Below are 18,735 nucleotides of genomic sequence, written 5' to 3'. Positions count from 1 at the left end.
GGGCTCGGTTATCCCTTCACCGCGCCGGCGGTCAGGCCGGCGGCCATCTTGCGCTGGACGAGCAGGAAGAGGATCACGATGGGGACGGCCATCATGGTCGAGCCGGCCATCATCGGGGCGTACTCGGTGCCGTTCTTGGTGATGAAGTTGCTGAGCCAGACGGTGGCCGTCTGGTTCTGCTGGCTCATCAGCATGAGGGCGTAGAGGTACTCGTTCCACGCCTGGATGAAGCCGTAGACCGAGGTGGCGACCATGCCCGGGGCGAGCAGCGGGAAGACGACCCGGACGAAGGCGCCGGTGCGGGTGCAGCCGTCGACCATGGCCGCCTCCTCCAGCTCCTTCGGGATGTTGACGATGAAGCCGCGCAGCGTCCACACCGTGAAGGGGAGGATGAAGGTCAGGTACGTGATGATCAGGCCGCTGAGCCGGTCGTACTGGCCGAGGTCGTTGAGGAGCAGGAAGACCGGGATGATCATGGCGACCAGCGGGACCATCTGGACCGCGAGGATGCCGACGATCACGATCTTGCGGCCGCGGAAGGCGAACCGGGAGATGGCCAGGGCGGCGAGCAGTCCGACCGCGATGCCGATGACGACCACGACGAGGGAGACCACGAGGCTGCGGAAGACCGGGCCCCAGAAGTCCGCGATGTCGAGGGCACGCTTGAAGTTCTCCAGCGTGAAGGTCGACGGGAAGAAGTGCGGGTCGGGGTCGATCGCGTCCTTGGCCGGCTTGAAGGCCGTGTTGATCATCCAGTAGACCGGGAAACCGGCCGTGAGGACGACGAGCAGACCGAGGAGGTTCCAGCCGAGCTTGGACTTGCGGCGGTGGGTGACGGCGGGCGCCGGCGACTTGGCCGGGGCTGCCGCGGCGTTGGCGGCGCTCACTCCACATCTCCGATCTTGAGCATCTGGCGCATGTAGACGGCGACGACGCCGAGCAGCAGCAGGACCGTGACGAGCGCGATCGCGGAGCCGGTGCCGTAGTCGTTGACGACGAACGCCCGGTCGAAGGAGTACGTGGTGAGCAGCTGGAACTCGGGCTCCGGGTGGCCGTTGCGCATCACGTAGACCTGCGGGAAGACGCCCATGTCCCAGATCACCGACAGCGTGGTCAGCATGACGATGATGGGCTTGAGGATGGGCAGGGTGACGAAGCGGAAGACGCCCCAGGCGCCGGCTCCGTCGAGACGGGCCGCCTCTTCGAGCTCCTTGGGCACCTGCGTGAGGCCGGCGCTCAGGGTGATGACCACGAAGGGCACGGCGCCCCATACGACGAGCAGCATGATCACGGCGAGACCCTGCGGGCCGCTGGCGAACCAGTTGTGGCCGATCATGTCGACGCCGGGGATGCGGCTGAGCAGCCAGTTGAGGACGCCGTAGTCGGCGTCGAAGAGCCACTTGAAGATGGCGGTGGCGACGATGATGGGCATGCCCCAGCTCGCCACGAGCACGATGTTGATCAGGGCCTTGACCCAGCCCGAGACCTTCTGCAGCAGCAGGGCGATCATCATGCCGAGGACCATGGTGACGATCACCGCGCCGCCCGCGAAGAGCACGGTGCGCAGGACGACCGACCAGAACTCGGAGTCACCGAGGATCTTGGTGAAGTTGTCGAAGCCGGCCGACTCCGCTTCCTGGAAGCCCCACAGCTGGGGCTGGCCGAACTTCTGGAACGAGAGGGTGACCAGGCGGACCAGCGGATAGCCCAGTACCAGGAGCAGGACGAGGAGACATGGCGCGAGCAGCAGCCATGGGACGCCTGCCCCGCCGTTCTTCTTGCCGGGCTTCCCCGGGCCGCCGGCTGTGGAGCCGGAGGGTGGCGATTGCCGCACCGGCGGCACCTTCGCGGTGGTTGTGTCTGCGGCACTCATCCCGTGCTCCTCAGCGATCCCTCTCCTGGTACGGGCGGCAGGGCCCCGTCCTGAGACGGGGCCCTGCCCATAGGTCACTTGGTGTTGATGACCTTGTCGATCGCGGTGTCGGCGGCCTTGGCGGCCTCCTCGACGGACTTGCCCTTGGCGATGTCGATGAGCATCGTCTTGAGGATCTGGGCCTTCTCGACCTGGCCCCAGCCCGGAGCGGTCGGGACGAAGTAGCTCGACTCGGCGGCGGTGGCCGCGACGGTCGTGGCCGGGTCGCTCTTCAGCGGCGCGAGGTCGGCCTTGTTGTTGGGCAGGTTGCCCTTGGCGATGAGGCCCTTCTGGCCCTCGGCGCCGGTGAAGGCGGCGATCCACTCGCCGGCGACGCCCTGCGCCTTGGACTTGACCGGGATGGCCAGGTCCGAGCCGCCGAGGAAGACCGGGAGGTTCTTGCCGGACGGGCCGGGCATCACGAAGTTCTCGAGCTTGTCCGCCAGGCCGCCGACCTTGTCGGTCTTCGGGTCGGCCGCGGTGGCGCCCTCCCAGCCGGCGGCGAAGATCGTCGCGGACTTGCCCTGGCCGAAGACGACGGGACGGTCGGACTCGTCCTTCGTCTTGTCGCCGTGCATGTACTTGTCGAGGATGGCCTTGTACGCCGTGAGGCCCTTGAGGGACTCGGGCGAGGACAGGTTCGACTTCCAGGTCTCGCCGTCCTGCTTGGCGATGGAGCCGCCCGCGTCGTAGACGAAGGACATGGCGGCGTACCAGTCGGGCGACGGCTGGTACCAGGCGCTGAACTTGTCGCCCTTCTTCGCCTGGATGGCGTCGAGGGCGGCGGTCAGCTCGGCCCAGGTCTTCGGGGCGGCCTTGACACCGGCCTCGGCGGCGACGTCCTTGCGCCAGGTGCCCACGCGGCCACCGGCGTAGTAGGGGACACCGTAGGTCTTGCCGTTGTAGGTGACCGAGTCCTTGAGGGCGTCGAGCCACTTGTCGGAGTTGTCGAACTTCGACGCGTCGACCTCGGCGAAGGCACCCTTGGCCATGTAGCTGATCATCTCGGAGTTGCCCATCTCGACAACGTCCGGGGCCTTGTCCGTGGCGAGCACCGCGTCGAGCTTGGTGTTCTTGTCCGGCCAGCCGTAGTACTCGTGCTTGATCTTGATGCCCGGGTGCTTCTTGGTCACCGCGTCGTCGGCGGCCTTGACCAGCTCGGGCCAGTTGTTCTGGGCGTCGACCGTCAGCCAGACGGTGAGCTCCTTGGCGTCGCCGCCGGCGTTGTCTCCGGACTTGCCGTCGGAGCCCCCACACGCCGCGATCGAGACCATCATGCCCGCGACGCCGATCGCCGCGATGAGCTTGCGCTTCACGCCACCCTCCTCAGGGATGCCTGCAACCCCTGCCCACCGCGCGAAGACATACGTCGGGTAGTGCTCGTGGGGCTGGGACCTGGTCTTTAATGGTTTAGACCAGTACCCGGAGCTTGGCCTAGACCTTTTGGGGTGTCAAGAGTGTGTAAGACGGGTAGTGGCGTCCGTTATCGGACCGACACCTCACCCCGGCGCGGCTCGCGCGGGTGGCCGGCGGAGGCCGGTGGAGGAGGCGCTCACCTCTCGGCCGGAATGGCCTAGACCAACGGGGCGTCCCTCGGTGTATAAGAAGCAGGGAACGACTCCTCCTCGCCGAACCGGCACATATCGGCAGGAGAAACGGTGAGGGCACACGAACCGTGCCACCATGTGAGCCGCGACAGACGGAGGAGCCGGTGACGGCAGCAGCACAGGAGTCGGGAAGGCAGGCCATGGCCACGGACGCGGGCGGCACAGAGACAGAGGGCGGGGCAGTCACCCGCACCGCGCGCGTGCCCAAGTACTACCGGCTGAAGCGTCACCTGCTCGACATGACGGAGACCCTGCCGCCCGGCACGCCGGTGCCCCCGGAGCGCACCCTGGCCGCCGAGTTCGACACCTCGCGGACCACCGTGCGCCAGGCCCTCCAGGAGCTGGTCGTCGAGGGGCGCCTGGAGCGCATCCAGGGCAAGGGCACCTTCGTGGCCAAGCCCAAGGTCTCCCAGGCCCTCCAACTCACCTCGTACACCGAGGACATGCGGGCCCAGGGGCTCGAACCGACCTCCCAGCTCCTCGACATCGGCTACGTCACCGCGGACGACACCCTCGCCGGCCTCCTCGACATCTCGACCGGCGGCCGCGTCCTGCGCATCGAGCGGCTGCGGCTGGCGAGCGGCGAGCCGATGGCCATCGAGACCACCCACCTCTCGGCCAAGCGCTTCCCCGCGCTGCGCCGTTCGCTGGTGAAGTACACCTCTCTCTACACCGCCCTCGCCGAGGTGTACGACGTGCACCTCGCCGAGGCCGAGGAGACCATCGAGACCTCCCTCGCCACCCCGCGCGAGGCCGGGCTGCTCGGCACGGACGTCGGCCTGCCGATGCTGATGCTCTCCCGCCACTCCCTGGACGGCCAGGGCGAGCCCGTGGAGTGGGTGCGCTCCGTGTACCGCGGCGACCGGTACAAGTTCGTCGCCCGCCTCAAGCGCCCGAACGGCTGATCCCCCGCGCCACCCGGCCCGCCGCTTTCCACCACCCGGCCCGCCGCTCCCGCATCCCGGGACGGCGGGCCGGACTGCGTCCGGAACCGGCCATCATTGGTCTAGACCCTGGCGATTCCGCTTCCCGCCGCAGCGCGCGACACGGAAGGCGACACGGAAGGCGTCACGGAAGGCTCCGCGGAAAGGCCGCGGGCGCCCCGGAGCAGCCGGTTGTGACGAATTCCCGAAGAATCGACTCCGTTATGCGGACGGGGGTTCCCTGCGGCGAACGCGTCCCCTAGATTTCCCCAGCATTACCGAGGTGATCAGCGAGGGGACGAATCGCCATGTCAGAAGCGACACAAGGGAAACAACCGGCCATCACCCCCTTGAGGGTGGTGATCGGGCTCTGCCTCTTCGCCCCGTTCGTGGCGATGCTCTGGGTGAGTTCCTATGCGAAGACCGAACCTCTCTTCGCCGGAATTCCGTTCTTCTACTGGTACCAGATGCTCTGGGTGCTGATCTCCACCGCGCTCACCATGGTCGCGTACAAGCTGTGGCAGCTGGACCAGCGTGCCCGCAAGGGAGGTGACGCGCGATGAAGGACGGCGTGAACGGCGTGGCGCTCGGCGTCTTCGTCTTCTTCTTCGTGGCCGTCACGGTCATGGGCTTCCTGGCCGCGCGCTGGCGCAAGGCCGCGGACGAGCAGAGCCTCGACGAATGGGGCCTGGGCGGCAGATCGTTCGGCACCTGGGTGACCTGGTTCCTGCTGGGCGGCGACCTCTACACCGCGTACACCTTCGTCGCCGTCCCGGCGGCCATCTACGCGGCGGGCGCGGCCGGCTTCTTCGCCGTGCCGTACACGATCCTGGTGTACCCGCTGATCTTCACCTTCCTGCCCCGCCTGTGGTCGGTCTCGCACAAGCACGGGTACGTGACCACCTCCGACTTCGTCCGCGGACGCTTCGGGTCCAAGGGCCTGTCGCTGGCGGTCGCGGTCACCGGCATCCTCGCCACCATGCCGTACATCGCGCTCCAGCTCGTCGGCATCCAGGCCGTCCTGGACGTGATGGGCGTCGGCGGCGGCGAGAACACCCACTGGTTCGTCAAGGACCTGCCGCTGCTGCTCGCCTTCGGCGTCCTCGCGGCGTACACGTACTCCTCCGGCCTGCGCGCCCCCGCGCTCATCGCCTTCGTCAAGGACACGCTGATCTACATCGTCATCGCGGTGGCGATCATCTACATCCCGATCAAGCTGGGCGGCTTCGACGAGATCTTCGCCAAGGCCGGCGAGGCGTACGCGCAGACGAACCCGGCGACCGGCAAGCCGCGCGGCACGCTCGTCCCCGGCGACGCGGGCCAGTGGACGTACGCGACGCTCGCCCTCGGCTCGGCGCTCGCGCTCTTCATGTACCCGCACTCCATCACGGCGACCCTGTCGTCCCGGAGCCGCGAGGTCATCCGCCGCAACACCACGATCCTCCCGCTGTACTCCCTGATGCTGGGCCTGCTCGCGCTCCTCGGCTTCATGGCGATCGCCGCCGGGATCCAGGTCAAGAACGGCCAGCTCGCCATCCCGCAGCTCTTCGAGACCATGTTCCCGGACTGGTTCGCGGGCGTCGCGTTCGCCGCCATCGGCATCGGCGCGCTCGTCCCGGCCGCGATCATGTCGATCGCCGCGGCCAACCTCTTCACCCGCAACATCTACAAGGACTTCATCAAACCGGACGCCACCCCGGCCCAGGAGACCAAGGTCTCCAAGCTGGTCTCGCTCCTGGTGAAGGTCGGCGCGCTGGTCTTCGTCCTCACCATGGACAAGACGGTCGCGATCAACTTCCAGCTGCTCGGCGGCATCTGGATCCTGCAGACCTTCCCCGCGCTCGTCGGCGGCCTGTTCACCCGCTGGTTCCACCGCTGGGCCCTCCTGGCCGGCTGGGCCGTCGGCATGGTCTACGGCACCTTCGCCGCGTACGGCGTCGCCAGCCCGACCCAGAAGCACTTCGGCGGCTCCTCCGCCGAGATCCCCGGCATCGGGGAGATCGGCTACATCGGCCTCACCGCCTTCGTGCTCAACGTCGTCGTCACCGTCTTCCTCACCTTCGTCCTCAAGGCCGTCAAGGCCCCCGAGGGCGTCGACGAGACCTCGCCGTCGGACTACACCGCCGACGCCGGCGACCCGGGCGTGGAGAAGGAGCTGCCGAAGCTCGGCTCCACGACGCACTGACCCGACGAACATCCGTCCGCACAGGGCCCGGGACCTCGCCAGGAGGTCCCGGGCCCCTCGCGTGGCCCGCGGGGGGAGACTGTCCCCATGGACTTCACGATCAGGGCGGTACGGCCCGAGGAGCACGAGGAGCTCGGCGAGCTCACCGCGGGCACCTATCTGAACGACGGGCTGCTGAAGTACGGGGCCGAGGACTCGTACCTGCACGTGCTGCGGGACACCGCGCGGCGGGCGCGCGAGAGCGAGGTGCTCGTCGCCGAGGACGGCGAGGGGCGGATGCTCGGCGGGGTGACCTTCGTCCGGGGCGCCACCCCCTGGGCCGACATCGCGGTCGAGGGCGAGGCCGAGTTCCGCATGCTGGTGGTCTCGCCGGAGGCGCGCGGCCGGGGTGTCGGAGAGGCCCTCGTGCGGGCCTGCGTCGAGCGGGCGCGGGAGCTCCCGGGGTGTGCGCGTCTCGTGCTCTCCACGGACGTCTCGATGGCCGCCGCGCACCGGATCTACGAGCGTCTGGGCTTCGTCCGCACCCCGGAACGGGACTGGGAGCCGATCCCCGGTCACTCTCTGCGCACCTACGCCCTGGAGTGGTGAGCCGAGGCGACGACACAACATGTGGGGGGTGCCAAGAGCGGCGCCCCCCACATGTATGCTCGTCCTCGCTGTCGACGCAGGGGAATCCGGCGCGAATCCGGAACTGTCCCGCAACGGTGTGCTTCGTGCGGATTCGTACGGAGTGAGTCCGAGGACCTGCCGACGGCGCGCCCGGTCCTTCCGTTCCGGGTGCCACTGACTTCCGGGCCTCGCGGAGTGGGCCGGTGGACACGGCGCGTCCGACGACCCAGGACGTCCCCCTGCCCGCCTTCCCCCGTCGCGGCCCCGGCCGAGCGAGGGAGAGCCCCCACGTGACCATCGCGCCCGCCGATCCGGCTTCGGCCGAGGCTTCCGCGGTCGAGAGCGACGGCCCCGGGACCGTACTGCTGCGGACCCTGACCGACCTCACCGCCGATCTCCCCGACACCGACCCCGGCAAGGTCGCCGCCGCCGCGCTCCGCGGCCGCAGCGCCGCGTCGGACGAGGCGGAGCTGCGCGAGCTGGCCACCGAGGCGGCCGCGGGCCTGATCGCCGAGGACCCGGCGTACTCCCGGCTCGCCGCCCGGCTCCTGACGATCACCATCGCCGACGAGGCCGCCGGCCAGGGCTCGGTCACCTTCTCCTCCTCCGTCGCCGTCGGCCACCGCGAGGGCCTGATCGCCGACCGCACCGCGGAGTTCGTCACGCGGCACGCCGAGCGGCTCGACGCGACCATCGACGCGGCCGGCGACGACCGCTTCGGCTACTTCGGTCTGCGCACCCTCTACTCGCGCTACCTGCTGCGCCACCCGATCACCCGTCAGGTGATCGAGACCCCGCAGCACTTCATGCTCCGCGTCGCCTGCGGCCTGGCCGAGGACGACAGCGTCCGCGCGCTCGACGAGGTCGCCGCGCTGTACGGGCTGATGAGCCGCCTGGACTACCTGCCGTCCTCCCCCACGCTCTTCAACTCCGGCACCCGCCACCCGCAGATGTCCTCCTGCTACCTGCTGGACTCCCCGCAGGACGAGCTGGACTCCATCTACGACCGCTACCACCAGGTCGCGCGCCTCTCGAAGCACGCCGGCGGCATCGGGCTCTCCTACTCCCGCATCCGCGCCCGCGGTTCGCTGATCCGCGGCACCAACGGCCACTCCAACGGCATCGTGCCGTTCCTGAAGACCCTCGACGCCTCCGTCGCCGCGGTGAACCAGGGCGGCCGCCGCAAGGGCGCCGCCGCCGTCTACCTGGAGACCTGGCACGCGGACATCGAGGAGTTCCTGGAGCTCCGCGACAACACGGGCGAGGACCAGCGCCGTACGCACAACCTGAACCTGGCGCACTGGATCCCCGACGAGTTCATGCGCCGGGTCAACGCGGACGGCGAGTGGTCGCTGTTCTCCCCGGCGGACGTCCCCGAGCTGGTCGACCTGTGGGGCGACGAGTTCGACGCGGCCTACCGCGCCGCCGAGGCCAAGGGCCTGGCCCGCAAGACGATGCCGGCCCGCGACCTGTACGGCCGGATGATGCGGACCCTGGCGCAGACCGGCAACGGCTGGATGACCTTCAAGGACGCGTCGAACCGGACCGCCAACCAGACGGCCGAGCCGGGCACCGTCGTCCACTCCTCGAACCTCTGCACCGAGATCATCGAGGTCACCGACGACGGCGAGACGGCCGTCTGCAACCTCGGCTCGGTCAACCTCGGGTCCTTCGTGACCGGCGGGGACATCGACTGGGAGCGGCTGGACGCGACCGTCCGCACGGCCGTCACCTTCCTCGACCGGGTCGTCGACATCAACTTCTACCCGACCGAGCAGGCCGGGCGTTCCAACGCCCGCTGGCGTCCGGTCGGCCTGGGCGCGATGGGCCTCCAGGACGTCTTCTTCCAGCTGAAGCTGCCGTTCGACTCGGCCGAGGCGCGCGCGCTGTCCACCCGTATCGCCGAGCGGATCATGCTCGCGGCGTACGAGGCGTCCGCCGACCTCGCCGAGCGCAGCGGCCCGGTCCCCGCCTGGGAGCAGACGCGTGCCGCCCGCGGCGTGCTGCACCCGGACCACTACGACGTCGAGCTGAACTGGCCGGAGCGCTGGGCCGCGCTGCGCGAGCGGATCGCCGCCGTGGGCCTGCGCAACAGCCTGCTGCTGGCGATCGCGCCGACCGCGACGATCGCCTCGATCGCCGGTGTCTACGAGTGCATCGAGCCCCAGGTCTCCAACCTCTTCAAGCGCGAGACGCTGTCGGGCGAGTTCCTCCAGGTCAACTCCTACCTCGTCGACGAGCTGAAGAGCCTCGGCGTGTGGGACGCGCAGACCCGGGACGCGCTGCGCGACTCCAGCGGCTCGGTGGCCGGCTTCACCTGGATCCCCGCCGAGGTCCGCGAGCTGTACCGCACGGCCTGGGAGATCCCGCAGCGCGGCCTGATCGACATGGCCGCGGCCCGCACCCCCTTCCTGGACCAGTCGCAGTCGCTGAACCTGTTCATGGAGACGCCGACGATCGGCAAGCTGTCGTCGATGTACGCGTACGCCTGGAAGCAGGGTCTGAAGACGACGTACTACCTGCGCTCCCGCCCGGCGACCCGGATCGCCCGCGCCGCGCAGGCGTCGACGACGGCCGCTGCCCCCATCCCCGTCCAGCAGGCGGCCTCCGACGCGGACGCCCTCGCCTGCTCCCTGGAAAACCCCGAGTCCTGCGAGGCGTGCCAGTAATGAGCTCCACCGAACAGAAGAACCTCCTGGACCCGGGCTTCGAGCTGACCCTCCGCCCGATGCGCTACCCGGACTTCTACGAGCGGTACCGGGACGCGATCAAGAACACCTGGACGGTGGAGGAGGTCGACCTGCACTCCGACGTCGCCGACCTCGCCAAGCTGACGCCGGCCGAGCAGCACATGATCGGCCGTCTGGTCGCGTTCTTCGCGACGGGCGACTCGATCGTCTCGAACAACCTGGTGCTGACGCTCTACAAGCACATCAACTCCCCGGAGGCGCGCCTGTACCTGTCGCGCCAGCTGTTCGAGGAGGCCGTGCACGTCCAGTTCTACCTGACGCTGCTCGACACCTACCTGCCCGACCCGGACGACCGCGCCGCCGCGTTCGACGCGGTCGAGGAGATCCCCTCCATCCGTGAGAAGGCGCAGTTCTGCTTCCGGTGGATGGACTCGGTCGAGAAGATCGAGCGCCTGGAGACGGCCGCCGACCGCCGCCGCTTCCTGCTGAACCTGATCTGCTTCGCGGCGTGCATCGAGGGCCTGTTCTTCTACGGCGCCTTCGCGTACGTGTACTGGTTCCGGTCGCGCGGTCTGCTGCACGGCCTGGCGACCGGCACCAACTGGGTGTTCCGCGACGAGACGATGCACATGAACTTCGCCTTCGAGGTCGTGGACACCGTCCGCAAGGAGGAGCCGGAGCTCTTCGACGACGAGCTCCGCGGGCAGGTCACCGACATGCTGCGGGAGGCCGTCGAGGCCGAGCTCCAGTTCGGCCGCGACCTGTGCGGCGACGGCCTGCCCGGCATGAACACCGAGTCGATGCGCGAGTACCTCCAGTGCGTCGCCGACCAGCGCCTCCAGCGCCTCGGCTTCGCCCCGGTGTATGGCTCGGAGAACCCGTTCGCGTTCATGGAGCTCCAGGGCGTCCAGGAGCTCACCAACTTCTTCGAGCGCCGTCCGTCCGCCTACCAGGTGGCGGTCGAGGGCTCGGTGGACCTGGACGAGGACTTCTAGGCCGGACGAGGAAGGGCCCCGCACTCGGCGAGTGCGGGGCCCTTCCCGTTTCGCGTCGCGTCCGGCGCGGGAGCGCATAGGGTGCCCGGCATGGGCGATCTCGTGCGGGTGCGTGTCCTGGCCGGGGGCGCCGCCCTGGCGACCGTCGGGGCGGGGCTGGGGATCAGGGCGACCGGGTCCGGGGACCTCGCCAAGTACGCGGGGGACGCGCTCTACACGGTGCTGGTCGCGGCCCTGGTCGTGCTGGTCGCGCCCCGGGTGCGGCCGGCGGTCTCGGCGGGGGTCGCCCTGGGGTTCAGCTGGGGGATGGAGCTGTTCCAGCTGACGGGCGTACCGGCCGAGCTGGCCCTGCGCAGCACGATGGCGCGGCTGGTGTTCGGTACGACGTTCAACGCGCCGGACCTGTTCTGGTACGCGATCGGCGCGGCGGTCGGCTGGGCCGGCCACCGCGCCGTGTGCGCGAGGAGCGACGGGCGCCGTCAGGCGTTGGGGACCGTGTCGTAGCGCGGGGTGCCCTCTTCCATCTGGCGCAGGGCGTCCTTGCGGTCGCGCTTGGAGAGGCGGTCGATGTACAGGTAGCCGTACAGGTGGTCCGTCTCGTGCTGGAGGCAGCGGGCGAAGTAGCCGGTGCCGCGGACCTTGATCGGGTTGCCCTGGGCGTCCTGGCCGTGGACCTCGGCGTAGTCGGGGCGGGCCAGCTCGGCGTAGGCCGTCGGCACGGAGAGGCAGCCCTCGTTGGACTCGTCGAGGACGCGCAGCTCGGCGGGGAGCTCCTGGAGGACCGGGTTGACGACGACGCCGGTGTGCCGGACGCCCTCGTCGTCGGGGCAGTCGTAGACGAAGACCTTGAGGTCCACGCCGATCTGGTTCGCGGCCAGGCCCACGCCCTCGGCGGCCTTCTGGCTGGCGAACATGTCGTCGATCAGCTGCGCGAGTCCGGCGTCGAACTCGGTGACGTCCTTGCACTCCTTGTGGAGCACGGGGTTGCCGACGACCGTGATCGGGCGGGCCGTGCCGCGCTCGCGGTAGGCGAGCTCACGCGCCTCGCAGTCCTCCGTGTCCACGACGAAGCCGTCGTTGATCGCCTGCTCGTCCGTCTCCTGCTGCGCCATGTCCGGCCGCGCCCTTCTGAAAACCCGATTCCGTCGGAGGACAGCCTACGGGCCCGCGGCCGTGGCCTCAGCAGACCTCTTCGAGATCACGCCACTCCCGGCTGTCAGGGCTGTCCGCCACCCAGCCGTCCAGCAGTCCGCGGACCAGGCCCGCGGGGGCCGCGATGCCGCACTCCCGCTCGGGCACCCACAGCTCGCCGGGCGAGCGGTGGCCGAGCGGCCCGGGGTGCCCCGGCTCGCTGTGGTCGTGCGGGTCGGAGTGCTCGCCCTCGCCCTCGGCGCTCGGCATGGTCGACTCGGAGCAGGCGCGACAGAGCAGCCGCACGGACGAGGACCAGTCCTCGGCGGCGAAGCCGGCCTCGGCGGCGAGCTGCTCCAGGGCGTCCCGGTCGTCCTCGGTGGCGGCCTCCAGGAGGACGACCCAGGTGGGTACGGGGGACGGCGCCCACAGCTCGATCTCGTCGAAGACCGGGTAGGAGGGGCCGGCGGTGGTGGTCCGCTCGCCGTTCGGCACGCCGTCGTGGAGGACGACCTCGCCCCAGCGGCGGCCCGAGGACGGCAGCGGGATGGAGAGGACCTCGATGCGGGCCGGGTCGAGGCGGCGGCCCCACACGACCTCGGCCTCGCCCTCCGGGGAGAGCCGCACGGCGGCACTGCCGAGCTCCATGCCGGCGGGCTCTCCCGTGCCGGCGGCGGCCCCGGGGACCTTCAGTCCGTACGCCTGCCAGGCCCGGCGGGCCAGCGGCCAGTCCTGGAGGGCGGTGGCGGCGATGCCGACGTTCCACCAGTCGGGGGCGCCGCTCTCCTTGTCGAGCAGCGCGACCGCGCGCAGGCCGGCGGCGCGTGCCTGCTCCCAGTCGTGGCGGAACTTGTGCAGCAGCGCGAGGTTGAACCAGGACTCCGAGAGCCAGGGCTCCAGGTCCGCCGCGCGGGTCAGGAGCGCGCCCGCGTCCTCGTACCGGCCGTCGCCGATCAGCGTGAACGCGCGGTCGGTGGCCTGCCGCCATGAGGCGGAGGGCCGATGCCGTACCTTCCCGAAGATCTTCACGATTCCCGCCTGCCGGTCGCTTCACCCTCTTGTTCGCATCCAACCATGCCCGGTCGGACGCGCGCTCATTACCCATGGGTTACCCCGTGGGGACGGAGGTCACCCCAGTGGCTCCGCCCCGTGCGAGGACCCTGGCCAGGCATTCGACCACATCCGGGTGATAGTCGCGGGCGGTGCCCAGTCTCAGGCGTTCGAGCGCGGCCAGGGCCGCGCCCGCCCCGTCGCCCGCGAGGTCGTCGTAGGCGTTCACCGCGCGGACGATCCGGGCGGGCACCGGCTGCTCGCGGTAGGGGTCCGCCTGCCGCTCGACGATCACCGCCACGGAGACGGGGACCCCGGTCCTGCGGACGACCTCGCCGCCCAGGAGGGCGATCCTGCGCTGCTCCTCGGCGGGCAGGAGGGCGGTGGCGCCGCCGGTGACCGGGTCGACGAGGGAGAGCTGTCCGATGTCGTGCATCAGCGCAGCGTGTTCGAGGACGGTCAGCTCGGGCCCGGACAGGCCCAGCTCGCGCCCGACGGCGGTGCTGAGGGCGGCGACCCGGCGGGCGTGGCCGGGCGGGGTGCAGCCGGCGATCTCGGTGGCACGGGCGAGGGACGCGATGGTCTGCCGGTTGACGGTCCGGACCGACTCGTAGCGCCGGAAGGAGACCTGGGTGAGCAGCAGGGGCACGGCGAGGACGGGCAGGGCCCACAACCCGGCGGCGGCGACGCCGAGCGCCATGACGGCGCCGGTGGCGCAGACGGCGGAGCCGATGCCGAGGAGGGCGCGCAGTTCGTCGCGGAGGAGGGGGCCGTACGGGAATCCGCTGCGGGCACGGAGCAGGAGGGCGGCGAGGACGGCGTCGCACAGGGCGGTGAGGGCGAGCAGGAGGAGCAGGAAGACGGCGTAGCCGGGGCCGTGGCCGAGGTACCGGACGACGGCGCCCGTGTTGTAGAGGGGCTGGAAGCAGAGCGCGGCGAAGCCGACGGTGAGGACGCGGCGGGCGAGGTGGTCGAGGCCCGCGCGGCGGCCCCGGGCGAGATGGGGGACGAGCCCGGCGAGGCCGGCGGCGACGACGACGGCGGTGATCTGGAGGACGCCGTGGGTGGTGGCGGTGCCCGCGCTCTGGCCGAGGAGGGCGTAGGCGAGGGCTCCGGCGGCGGCGAGCGGTGCGGGCTCCCTGGCCGGGGGCTCGTCGGCGGCGGTCCCGCTGCGGGGCTCGGCGCCCCAGCGGGCGAGTTCGCCGAGGAGGACGAGGATGCCGAAGGCGAGCGCGTTGCCGGGCTCGTCGACGCCGTACCAGAGGGTGGAGCCGAGGCCGGCGAGGCTCAGCAGCAGCGCGGCCCCGTGCACGGCCCCGACGGTGCCGGTTCCGGGCCTCACGCGCGCTCCTTCGACCGGGTCTGCGCGGGGTCGGCCCCGCGGGGCGTGGGCACCCGGTCGGTGGTCGCGGTCTCGTCGGCGGTGACGGCGGGCCGCCAGCCGTGCCGGTCCAGGGCGCGGACGAGGGCGGCGACCATCCGGGGGTCGAAGTGGGTGCCGGCGCACCGCTCCAGTTCGGCGACGGCGGTCGGCACCGGGCGGGCCCGGCTGTACGAGCGGGTGGAGGTCATGGCGTCGAAGGCGTCCGCGACGGCGACCACCCGGGCGAATTCGGGAATCTGCTCGCCGTGCAGTCCGTACGGGTAACCGCTGCCGTCCATGCGTTCGTGGTGGTGGAGGATCGCGGCCCGCGCCTCGCCGAGGAAGCCGATGCCGCGGACCATCTCGTGGCCGTACTCGGGGTGGAGTTCGATGATCCGGCGCTCCTCGGGGGTGAGGGGGCCGTCCTTGCGGAGCACCCGGGTGGGCACGCCGAGCTTCCCCACGTCGTGCAGGATGCCGGCGAACCGGACGACGTCGAGCCGGTCCTCGGCCAGGCCGAGCTCACGGGCGATCAGGACGGAGGCGTGGCCGACCCGTTCGCTGTGGCCCCGGGTGTAGCGGTCCTTGATGTCGACGGCCTGCACGAGGGCGCGGATGGTGGCCTGGTGGGCGGCGCGTTCCCGGTGGTACTGGGCGAAGACCCAGCAGGAGATGTACATGGGGAGCAGGACGAACAGCGCCGCGACCGGTCCGTACGTGCTGCGCCAGAGCACGGCCATCATCAGTCCGGCCAGGCCGTGCACGGCGTGCGGGGCGAGCGCCCGCCCGAGCAGGCCGCGCCAGGCCGTCCGCGGCGGGATTCCGTCGGCGGTGGCCCGGATGCCGCCGTCGAGTGCGGTGAGGACCAGGCAGAAGGCGAGCGCGGCGGCGCCGGCGGGCAGCAGGGCGTACGGCAGGTCGGGGGCGTCCGGCCCGCGGCCGAGGGCGGCCGGCCCGCCGAGGGCGCCGGCGGTGACCGCGGCGGCCCAGACGGCGAGTCCCGTCGCGGCGGCCCGCCAGACGCGGCGCGGCCCGGCCGGGGGCTCCTCGACGCGGGCGAGGAGACTGCCGGGCAGCGCGGTGAGCACGGCGGCGGCGGGCGGCAGGAGGAGGGCGGCGGTGAGCAGGACGGGGAAGAAGGAGCCGGTGCCCAGGGGGACGGAGCCGCCGAGCGCGCGGCCCAGGAACGGGCAGCGGGCGGGCAGTTCGCAGAGCGCGTAGAGGGCCGCGAGGAGGGCGACGGTGACCCAGGGGACGGGCGCACCGGGTCGCAGCGCGGGCAGGGCGCAGGCCCCGGCGCCGGCCAGGGCGCAGCCGATGTACACGCGGGCCGCTCGCGGAATGCCCTTCACGCCCATCACGGCTGTCACGCTAGCGAGTCGGGGGGCGCGGGACGGCGCGGTACGAGCTATTCGCACCATCGGGTGATACAAGCTGATGTATGCGCGGAGCCGCCGCGATCGTGTCGCGACGGCTCTCCACTCCTCGGCGGGAGTGCTACTCCTGGGGGGCCGGCGTCGCCGGGGCGCTCGCCGTGATCTCCTGCTCGGGCACCGTGTGCCCGGCGCGGATCAGGTCGATCCGGCCCATCACCTTGGCCCTGAGGTCGGTGGGGACGTCGTCGCTGCCGCAGCAGCGCTTGACGAGCTTCTTCACCGCCTGCTCCAGGCCGTACTTCTCCAGGCAGGGGGAGCACTCCTCGAAGTGCACCTCGAACTTGGTGCAGTCACTGTCGGGCATCTCGTTGTCGAGGAACTCGTAGAGATGATCCAGGACCTCTGAGCAATCCGTCTCGTGCGGCTCTCCGCAGCTCATGAGCCCGAGCCTTTCAGATCGTTCGACGACTCTCCGGCGCCCGCGGGTACCAGCCCGCGGTCGCGAGCGTAGTCCTCGAGCATGCCGCGCAGCTGGCGGCGTCCCCGGTGCAGTCGGGACATCACCGTACCGATGGGTGTCCCCATGATGTCCGCGATCTCCTTGTACGCAAAGCCCTCGACATCGGCGAGATAGACGGCGATGCGGAACTCCTCGGGAATCGCCTGCAGCGCTTCCTTCACGTCGGAGTCGGGCAGGTGGTCGAGGGCCTGCGACTCGGCGGAGCGCAGACCGGTCGACATGTGCGACTCGGCGCGGGCGAGCTGCCAGTCCTCGATCTCCTCGGCGGCGCTGCGCTGGGGCTCACGCTGCTTCTTGCGGTACGAGTTGATGAAGGTGTTCGTGAGAATCCGGTACAGCCACGCCTTGAGGTTGGTGCCCTCGCGGAACTGGTGGAAGGAGCCGTACGCCTTGGCGTAGGTCTCCTGCACCAGGTCCTCCGCGTCCGCGGGGTTGCGCGTCATGCGCAGCGCGGCGGAGTACATCTGGTCGAGGTAGCCGAGGGCGTCCCGCTCGAAGCGCGCGTTGCGCTCAGCGGTCGTCTCCTCGGGGCCGTCGTCGGTCCCTGTGTCGGTCCCAGTGACCGGACCCACCTCCTCCAGCGCGGCGGCGAGCCCGGGGGCGGACCCGCTCGTTTCGGAGGATAGACGAGGAAGCACTCCGCCCGCCGCCCGAATCGGGGCGGCCTTGGGCGCGGGCAGCACTGTCCAGTCGAGGTCAGCGGCCTGCGCACGCTCCGGGCAGATGGTCGAACCCATGCGACGGACTCCCTCTTCCTTGCTCTCAACCGACGCACCGAACAACCACGGCCCCCCGCTCGGCATTCCCGCGCGGCGGCGGCATGTCAGCGGAGTCCGGCGGTCCACTCCGCGACCGCGTCCACCAGGAGACCCAGCGCCTCCTCCTGGCCGAGGGGCGCCCGCTTGGGCAGCGCGAAGCCGTGGTCCCCGTGCGGGATCTCCACGAGTCCGTACGGTCCTTCGGGGTACTCGTCGGGCCGGCCGAAGGGGTCGTTGCCGCCCTGCACGACGAGGGTGGGCAGGCCGGTGCCGAGCAGTTCGTCGGCGCGGGACCGCTCCGGCCTGCCCGGCGGGTGCAGCGGGAAGCTCAGCGCGAGGACGGCGTGCGCGCCCAGTTCGCGGCCGGTCCGGCAGGCGACCCGGGCCCCGGCGCTGCGGCCGCCCGCGATCACGGGGAGGCCCGGCTCCACGAGGGCGGGCCACACCCCGCGCCAGCCGGTGTCGAGGGTCCTGGGCGCGGGCGCCACCTTCTTCCCGGCCACCCGCCACGGCTGCTCGACGAGGGCCACGGTCACCCCGCGCGCGGGGAGCGCGCCGGCGAGCGCCTGGAGGTCGCGGGCCTCGACGCCGCCGCCGGCGCCGTGTCCGAGGGCGAGCACGGCCCACGGCCGCTTCCCCGGATGCCAGTGGACACGGGCCTCGCCCGCGTCGGTGGCGACGGTCTCGTACTGTGTCACGTCCTTGGTCACGCCCCCATCCTGCCGCCCGTCCCACCCGGACCGCGGGAACCCCGGACGGTCAGAACAGGGTGCCGACCTCGGGGCCGTCCAGCTCCGTCAGGAGCTCGGGGCCGTTGTTGCGGACGTTGCTGACGGCGGTGGCCACGGGATAGGCCCGCATCAGTCCCTCCGGCGGCGGGGCGAGCAGCCCGTGCAGCTCCTCCGGGTCCGTGCGCGCCGGATCGAGCCAGGCGTCCCAGCGCTCCGGGGTCAGCATCAGCGGCATCCGGGGGTGGATGTCCCCGAGCGAGCGCGGGCCCTCGGCGGGGGCCACGCCGAGCGGCCCGGTCTCGGCCTCGGTGGTGATCACCGAGCAGGTCACCCACCAGGCGGACGGGTGCCCGGCGGGCATCGTCGCGTCCCGCCAGAACTCGTAGAGCCCGGCCATCGCGAAGACGGCGCCGTCGACGGGGGTCACGAAGTACGGCTGCTTGCGCGCCCGCTTCCGCTTCCCCTCGACCTCCAGGTCCCGCTCCTGTGCGCCGGTCACCCATTCGTAGTAGCCGTCGGCGGGCAGGATGCACCGGCGCGAGGCGAACGCCTGCTTGAAGGAGGGCTTCTCGTGCACGGTCTCCGCGCGCGCGTTGATCATCCGGGCGGCGCCCTCCGGCGACTTCGCCCAGGACGGCACGAGCCCCCACTTCAGGGCGCGCAGCTGGCGAACCGGCCGCGGCGATCCGGCGTCTTTCACAGGACGTTCCAGCACGGCCCAGACGTCCTTGGTGGGAGCCACGTTCCAGTCCGGGGCCAGGGCCTCCGCCGGTTCCCACTTCTCGATCCCGAAGACTCCGACCAGGTCCTCGGGCCGCCGACTCGCTGCAAACCGTCCGCACATACGTGCCACACTGCCACGATCCCGCACACCACCGAGGAGCC

At 71.1% G+C, this 18,735-nt stretch carries 18 protein-coding genes and 1 riboswitch; of the genes, 7 read left to right on the top strand and 11 right to left on the bottom strand.

Annotated elements, in window-relative coordinates; genetic code table 11:
• Positions 1 to 8 precede the first annotated feature (8 nt).
• The 3 genes from AB0424_RS20670 to AB0424_RS20660 form a co-directional block, all read right to left on the bottom strand.
• Complete coding sequence (locus AB0424_RS20670; RefSeq protein WP_366307432.1) at positions 9 to 887, bottom strand: carbohydrate ABC transporter permease; 879 nt, start codon at positions 885 to 887, stop codon at positions 9 to 11.
• Positions 884 to 1,873 carry a sugar ABC transporter permease gene (locus tag AB0424_RS20665; protein WP_366307430.1) on the bottom strand — a complete coding sequence of 330 codons (990 nt, stop codon included), beginning with the start codon at positions 1,871 to 1,873 and terminating at the stop codon, positions 884 to 886. Before AB0424_RS20665 ends, AB0424_RS20670 begins: the two co-directional genes overlap by 4 nt.
• 74 nt (positions 1,874 to 1,947) lie before the next feature.
• Positions 1,948 to 3,228 (bottom strand): extracellular solute-binding protein, encoded by a 1,281-nt coding sequence (locus tag AB0424_RS20660; RefSeq protein WP_366307428.1) that lies wholly within the window; start codon positions 3,226 to 3,228, stop codon positions 1,948 to 1,950.
• 431 nt (positions 3,229 to 3,659) lie between these two features.
• Here AB0424_RS20660 and AB0424_RS20655 point away from each other — a divergent pair, with 431 nt between their 5' ends.
• The 7 genes from AB0424_RS20655 to AB0424_RS20625 all read left to right on the top strand — a co-directional run bounded on the left by AB0424_RS20655 (position 3,660) and on the right by AB0424_RS20625 (position 11,425).
• Positions 3,660 to 4,424 carry a GntR family transcriptional regulator gene (locus AB0424_RS20655; protein ID WP_366307734.1) on the top strand — a complete coding sequence of 255 codons (765 nt, stop codon included), beginning with the start codon at positions 3,660 to 3,662 and terminating at the stop codon, positions 4,422 to 4,424.
• A 326-nt stretch (positions 4,425 to 4,750) separates the two neighbouring features.
• The gene (locus tag AB0424_RS20650) at positions 4,751 to 5,005 is read left to right on the top strand and encodes a DUF3311 domain-containing protein (protein ID WP_366307426.1); all 255 of its coding nucleotides are present in this window, start codon (positions 4,751 to 4,753) and stop codon (positions 5,003 to 5,005) included.
• Entirely contained in the window at positions 5,002 to 6,627 is a 1,626-nt protein-coding gene (gene mctP, locus AB0424_RS20645) for a monocarboxylate uptake permease MctP (protein ID WP_366307424.1), read from the top strand. Before AB0424_RS20650 ends, mctP begins: the two co-directional genes overlap by 4 nt.
• Before the next feature lie 87 nt (positions 6,628 to 6,714).
• A complete protein-coding gene (locus tag AB0424_RS20640; protein WP_366307422.1) occupies positions 6,715 to 7,215 on the top strand; it encodes a GNAT family N-acetyltransferase in 501 nt (166 codons plus the stop codon).
• Between the two features lie 38 nt (positions 7,216 to 7,253).
• A riboswitch (cobalamin riboswitch) is annotated at positions 7,254 to 7,394 on the top strand.
• Positions 7,395 to 7,526: 132 nt separating this feature from the next.
• Complete coding sequence (locus tag AB0424_RS20635) at positions 7,527 to 9,905, top strand: ribonucleoside-diphosphate reductase subunit alpha (protein ID WP_366307420.1); 2,379 nt, start codon at positions 7,527 to 7,529, stop codon at positions 9,903 to 9,905.
• Positions 9,905 to 10,921, top strand: a complete 1,017-nt coding sequence (locus AB0424_RS20630; protein WP_366307418.1) for a ribonucleotide-diphosphate reductase subunit beta — start codon at positions 9,905 to 9,907, stop codon at positions 10,919 to 10,921. Before AB0424_RS20635 ends, AB0424_RS20630 begins: the two co-directional genes overlap by 1 nt.
• A gap of 90 nt (positions 10,922 to 11,011) precedes the next feature.
• On the top strand, positions 11,012 to 11,425 hold the full coding sequence (locus tag AB0424_RS20625; RefSeq protein ID WP_366307416.1) for a DUF2809 domain-containing protein: 414 nt from the start codon (positions 11,012 to 11,014) through the stop codon (positions 11,423 to 11,425).
• Here the strand turns inward: AB0424_RS20625 and def are convergent.
• From def to AB0424_RS20585, 8 genes are all read right to left on the bottom strand, one after another.
• A complete protein-coding gene (gene def, locus AB0424_RS20620) occupies positions 11,401 to 12,033 on the bottom strand; it encodes a peptide deformylase (protein WP_366307414.1) in 633 nt (210 codons plus the stop codon). The genes AB0424_RS20625 and def overlap by 25 nt on opposite strands.
• Before the next feature lie 67 nt (positions 12,034 to 12,100).
• On the bottom strand, positions 12,101 to 13,081 hold the full coding sequence (locus tag AB0424_RS20615) for a hypothetical protein (protein ID WP_366307412.1): 981 nt from the start codon (positions 13,079 to 13,081) through the stop codon (positions 12,101 to 12,103).
• Between the two features lie 79 nt (positions 13,082 to 13,160).
• Positions 13,161 to 14,444, bottom strand: coding sequence for an HD domain-containing protein (locus AB0424_RS20610; protein WP_366307410.1), 1,284 nt, complete (start codon positions 14,442 to 14,444; stop codon positions 13,161 to 13,163).
• Positions 14,441 to 15,817 carry an HD-GYP domain-containing protein gene (locus AB0424_RS20605; protein WP_366307732.1) on the bottom strand — a complete coding sequence of 459 codons (1,377 nt, stop codon included), beginning with the start codon at positions 15,815 to 15,817 and terminating at the stop codon, positions 14,441 to 14,443. Before AB0424_RS20605 ends, AB0424_RS20610 begins: the two co-directional genes overlap by 4 nt.
• A 145-nt stretch (positions 15,818 to 15,962) precedes the next feature.
• The gene (gene rsrA, locus AB0424_RS20600; RefSeq protein WP_366307408.1) at positions 15,963 to 16,280 is read right to left on the bottom strand and encodes a mycothiol system anti-sigma-R factor; all 318 of its coding nucleotides are present in this window, start codon (positions 16,278 to 16,280) and stop codon (positions 15,963 to 15,965) included.
• On the bottom strand, positions 16,277 to 16,933 hold the full coding sequence (locus tag AB0424_RS20595) for a sigma-70 family RNA polymerase sigma factor (RefSeq protein ID WP_352186978.1): 657 nt from the start codon (positions 16,931 to 16,933) through the stop codon (positions 16,277 to 16,279). The genes rsrA and AB0424_RS20595 overlap by 4 nt, the downstream gene beginning before the upstream one ends.
• Positions 16,934 to 17,184: 251 nt before the next feature.
• Positions 17,185 to 17,829, bottom strand: coding sequence for an alpha/beta family hydrolase (locus AB0424_RS20590; RefSeq protein ID WP_366307406.1), 645 nt, complete (start codon positions 17,827 to 17,829; stop codon positions 17,185 to 17,187).
• Between the two features lie 49 nt (positions 17,830 to 17,878).
• Entirely contained in the window at positions 17,879 to 18,694 is an 816-nt protein-coding gene (locus AB0424_RS20585) for an SOS response-associated peptidase (protein WP_366307730.1), read from the bottom strand.
• Between the last annotated feature and the right edge of the window lie 41 nt (positions 18,695 to 18,735).

The organism is Streptomyces sp. NPDC051180, from assembly GCF_040689545.1.
In the GTDB taxonomy this organism is placed as follows: Bacteria; Actinomycetota; Actinomycetes; order Streptomycetales; family Streptomycetaceae; genus Streptomyces.
This window is presented reverse-complemented; position numbering and strand designations above follow the sequence as displayed.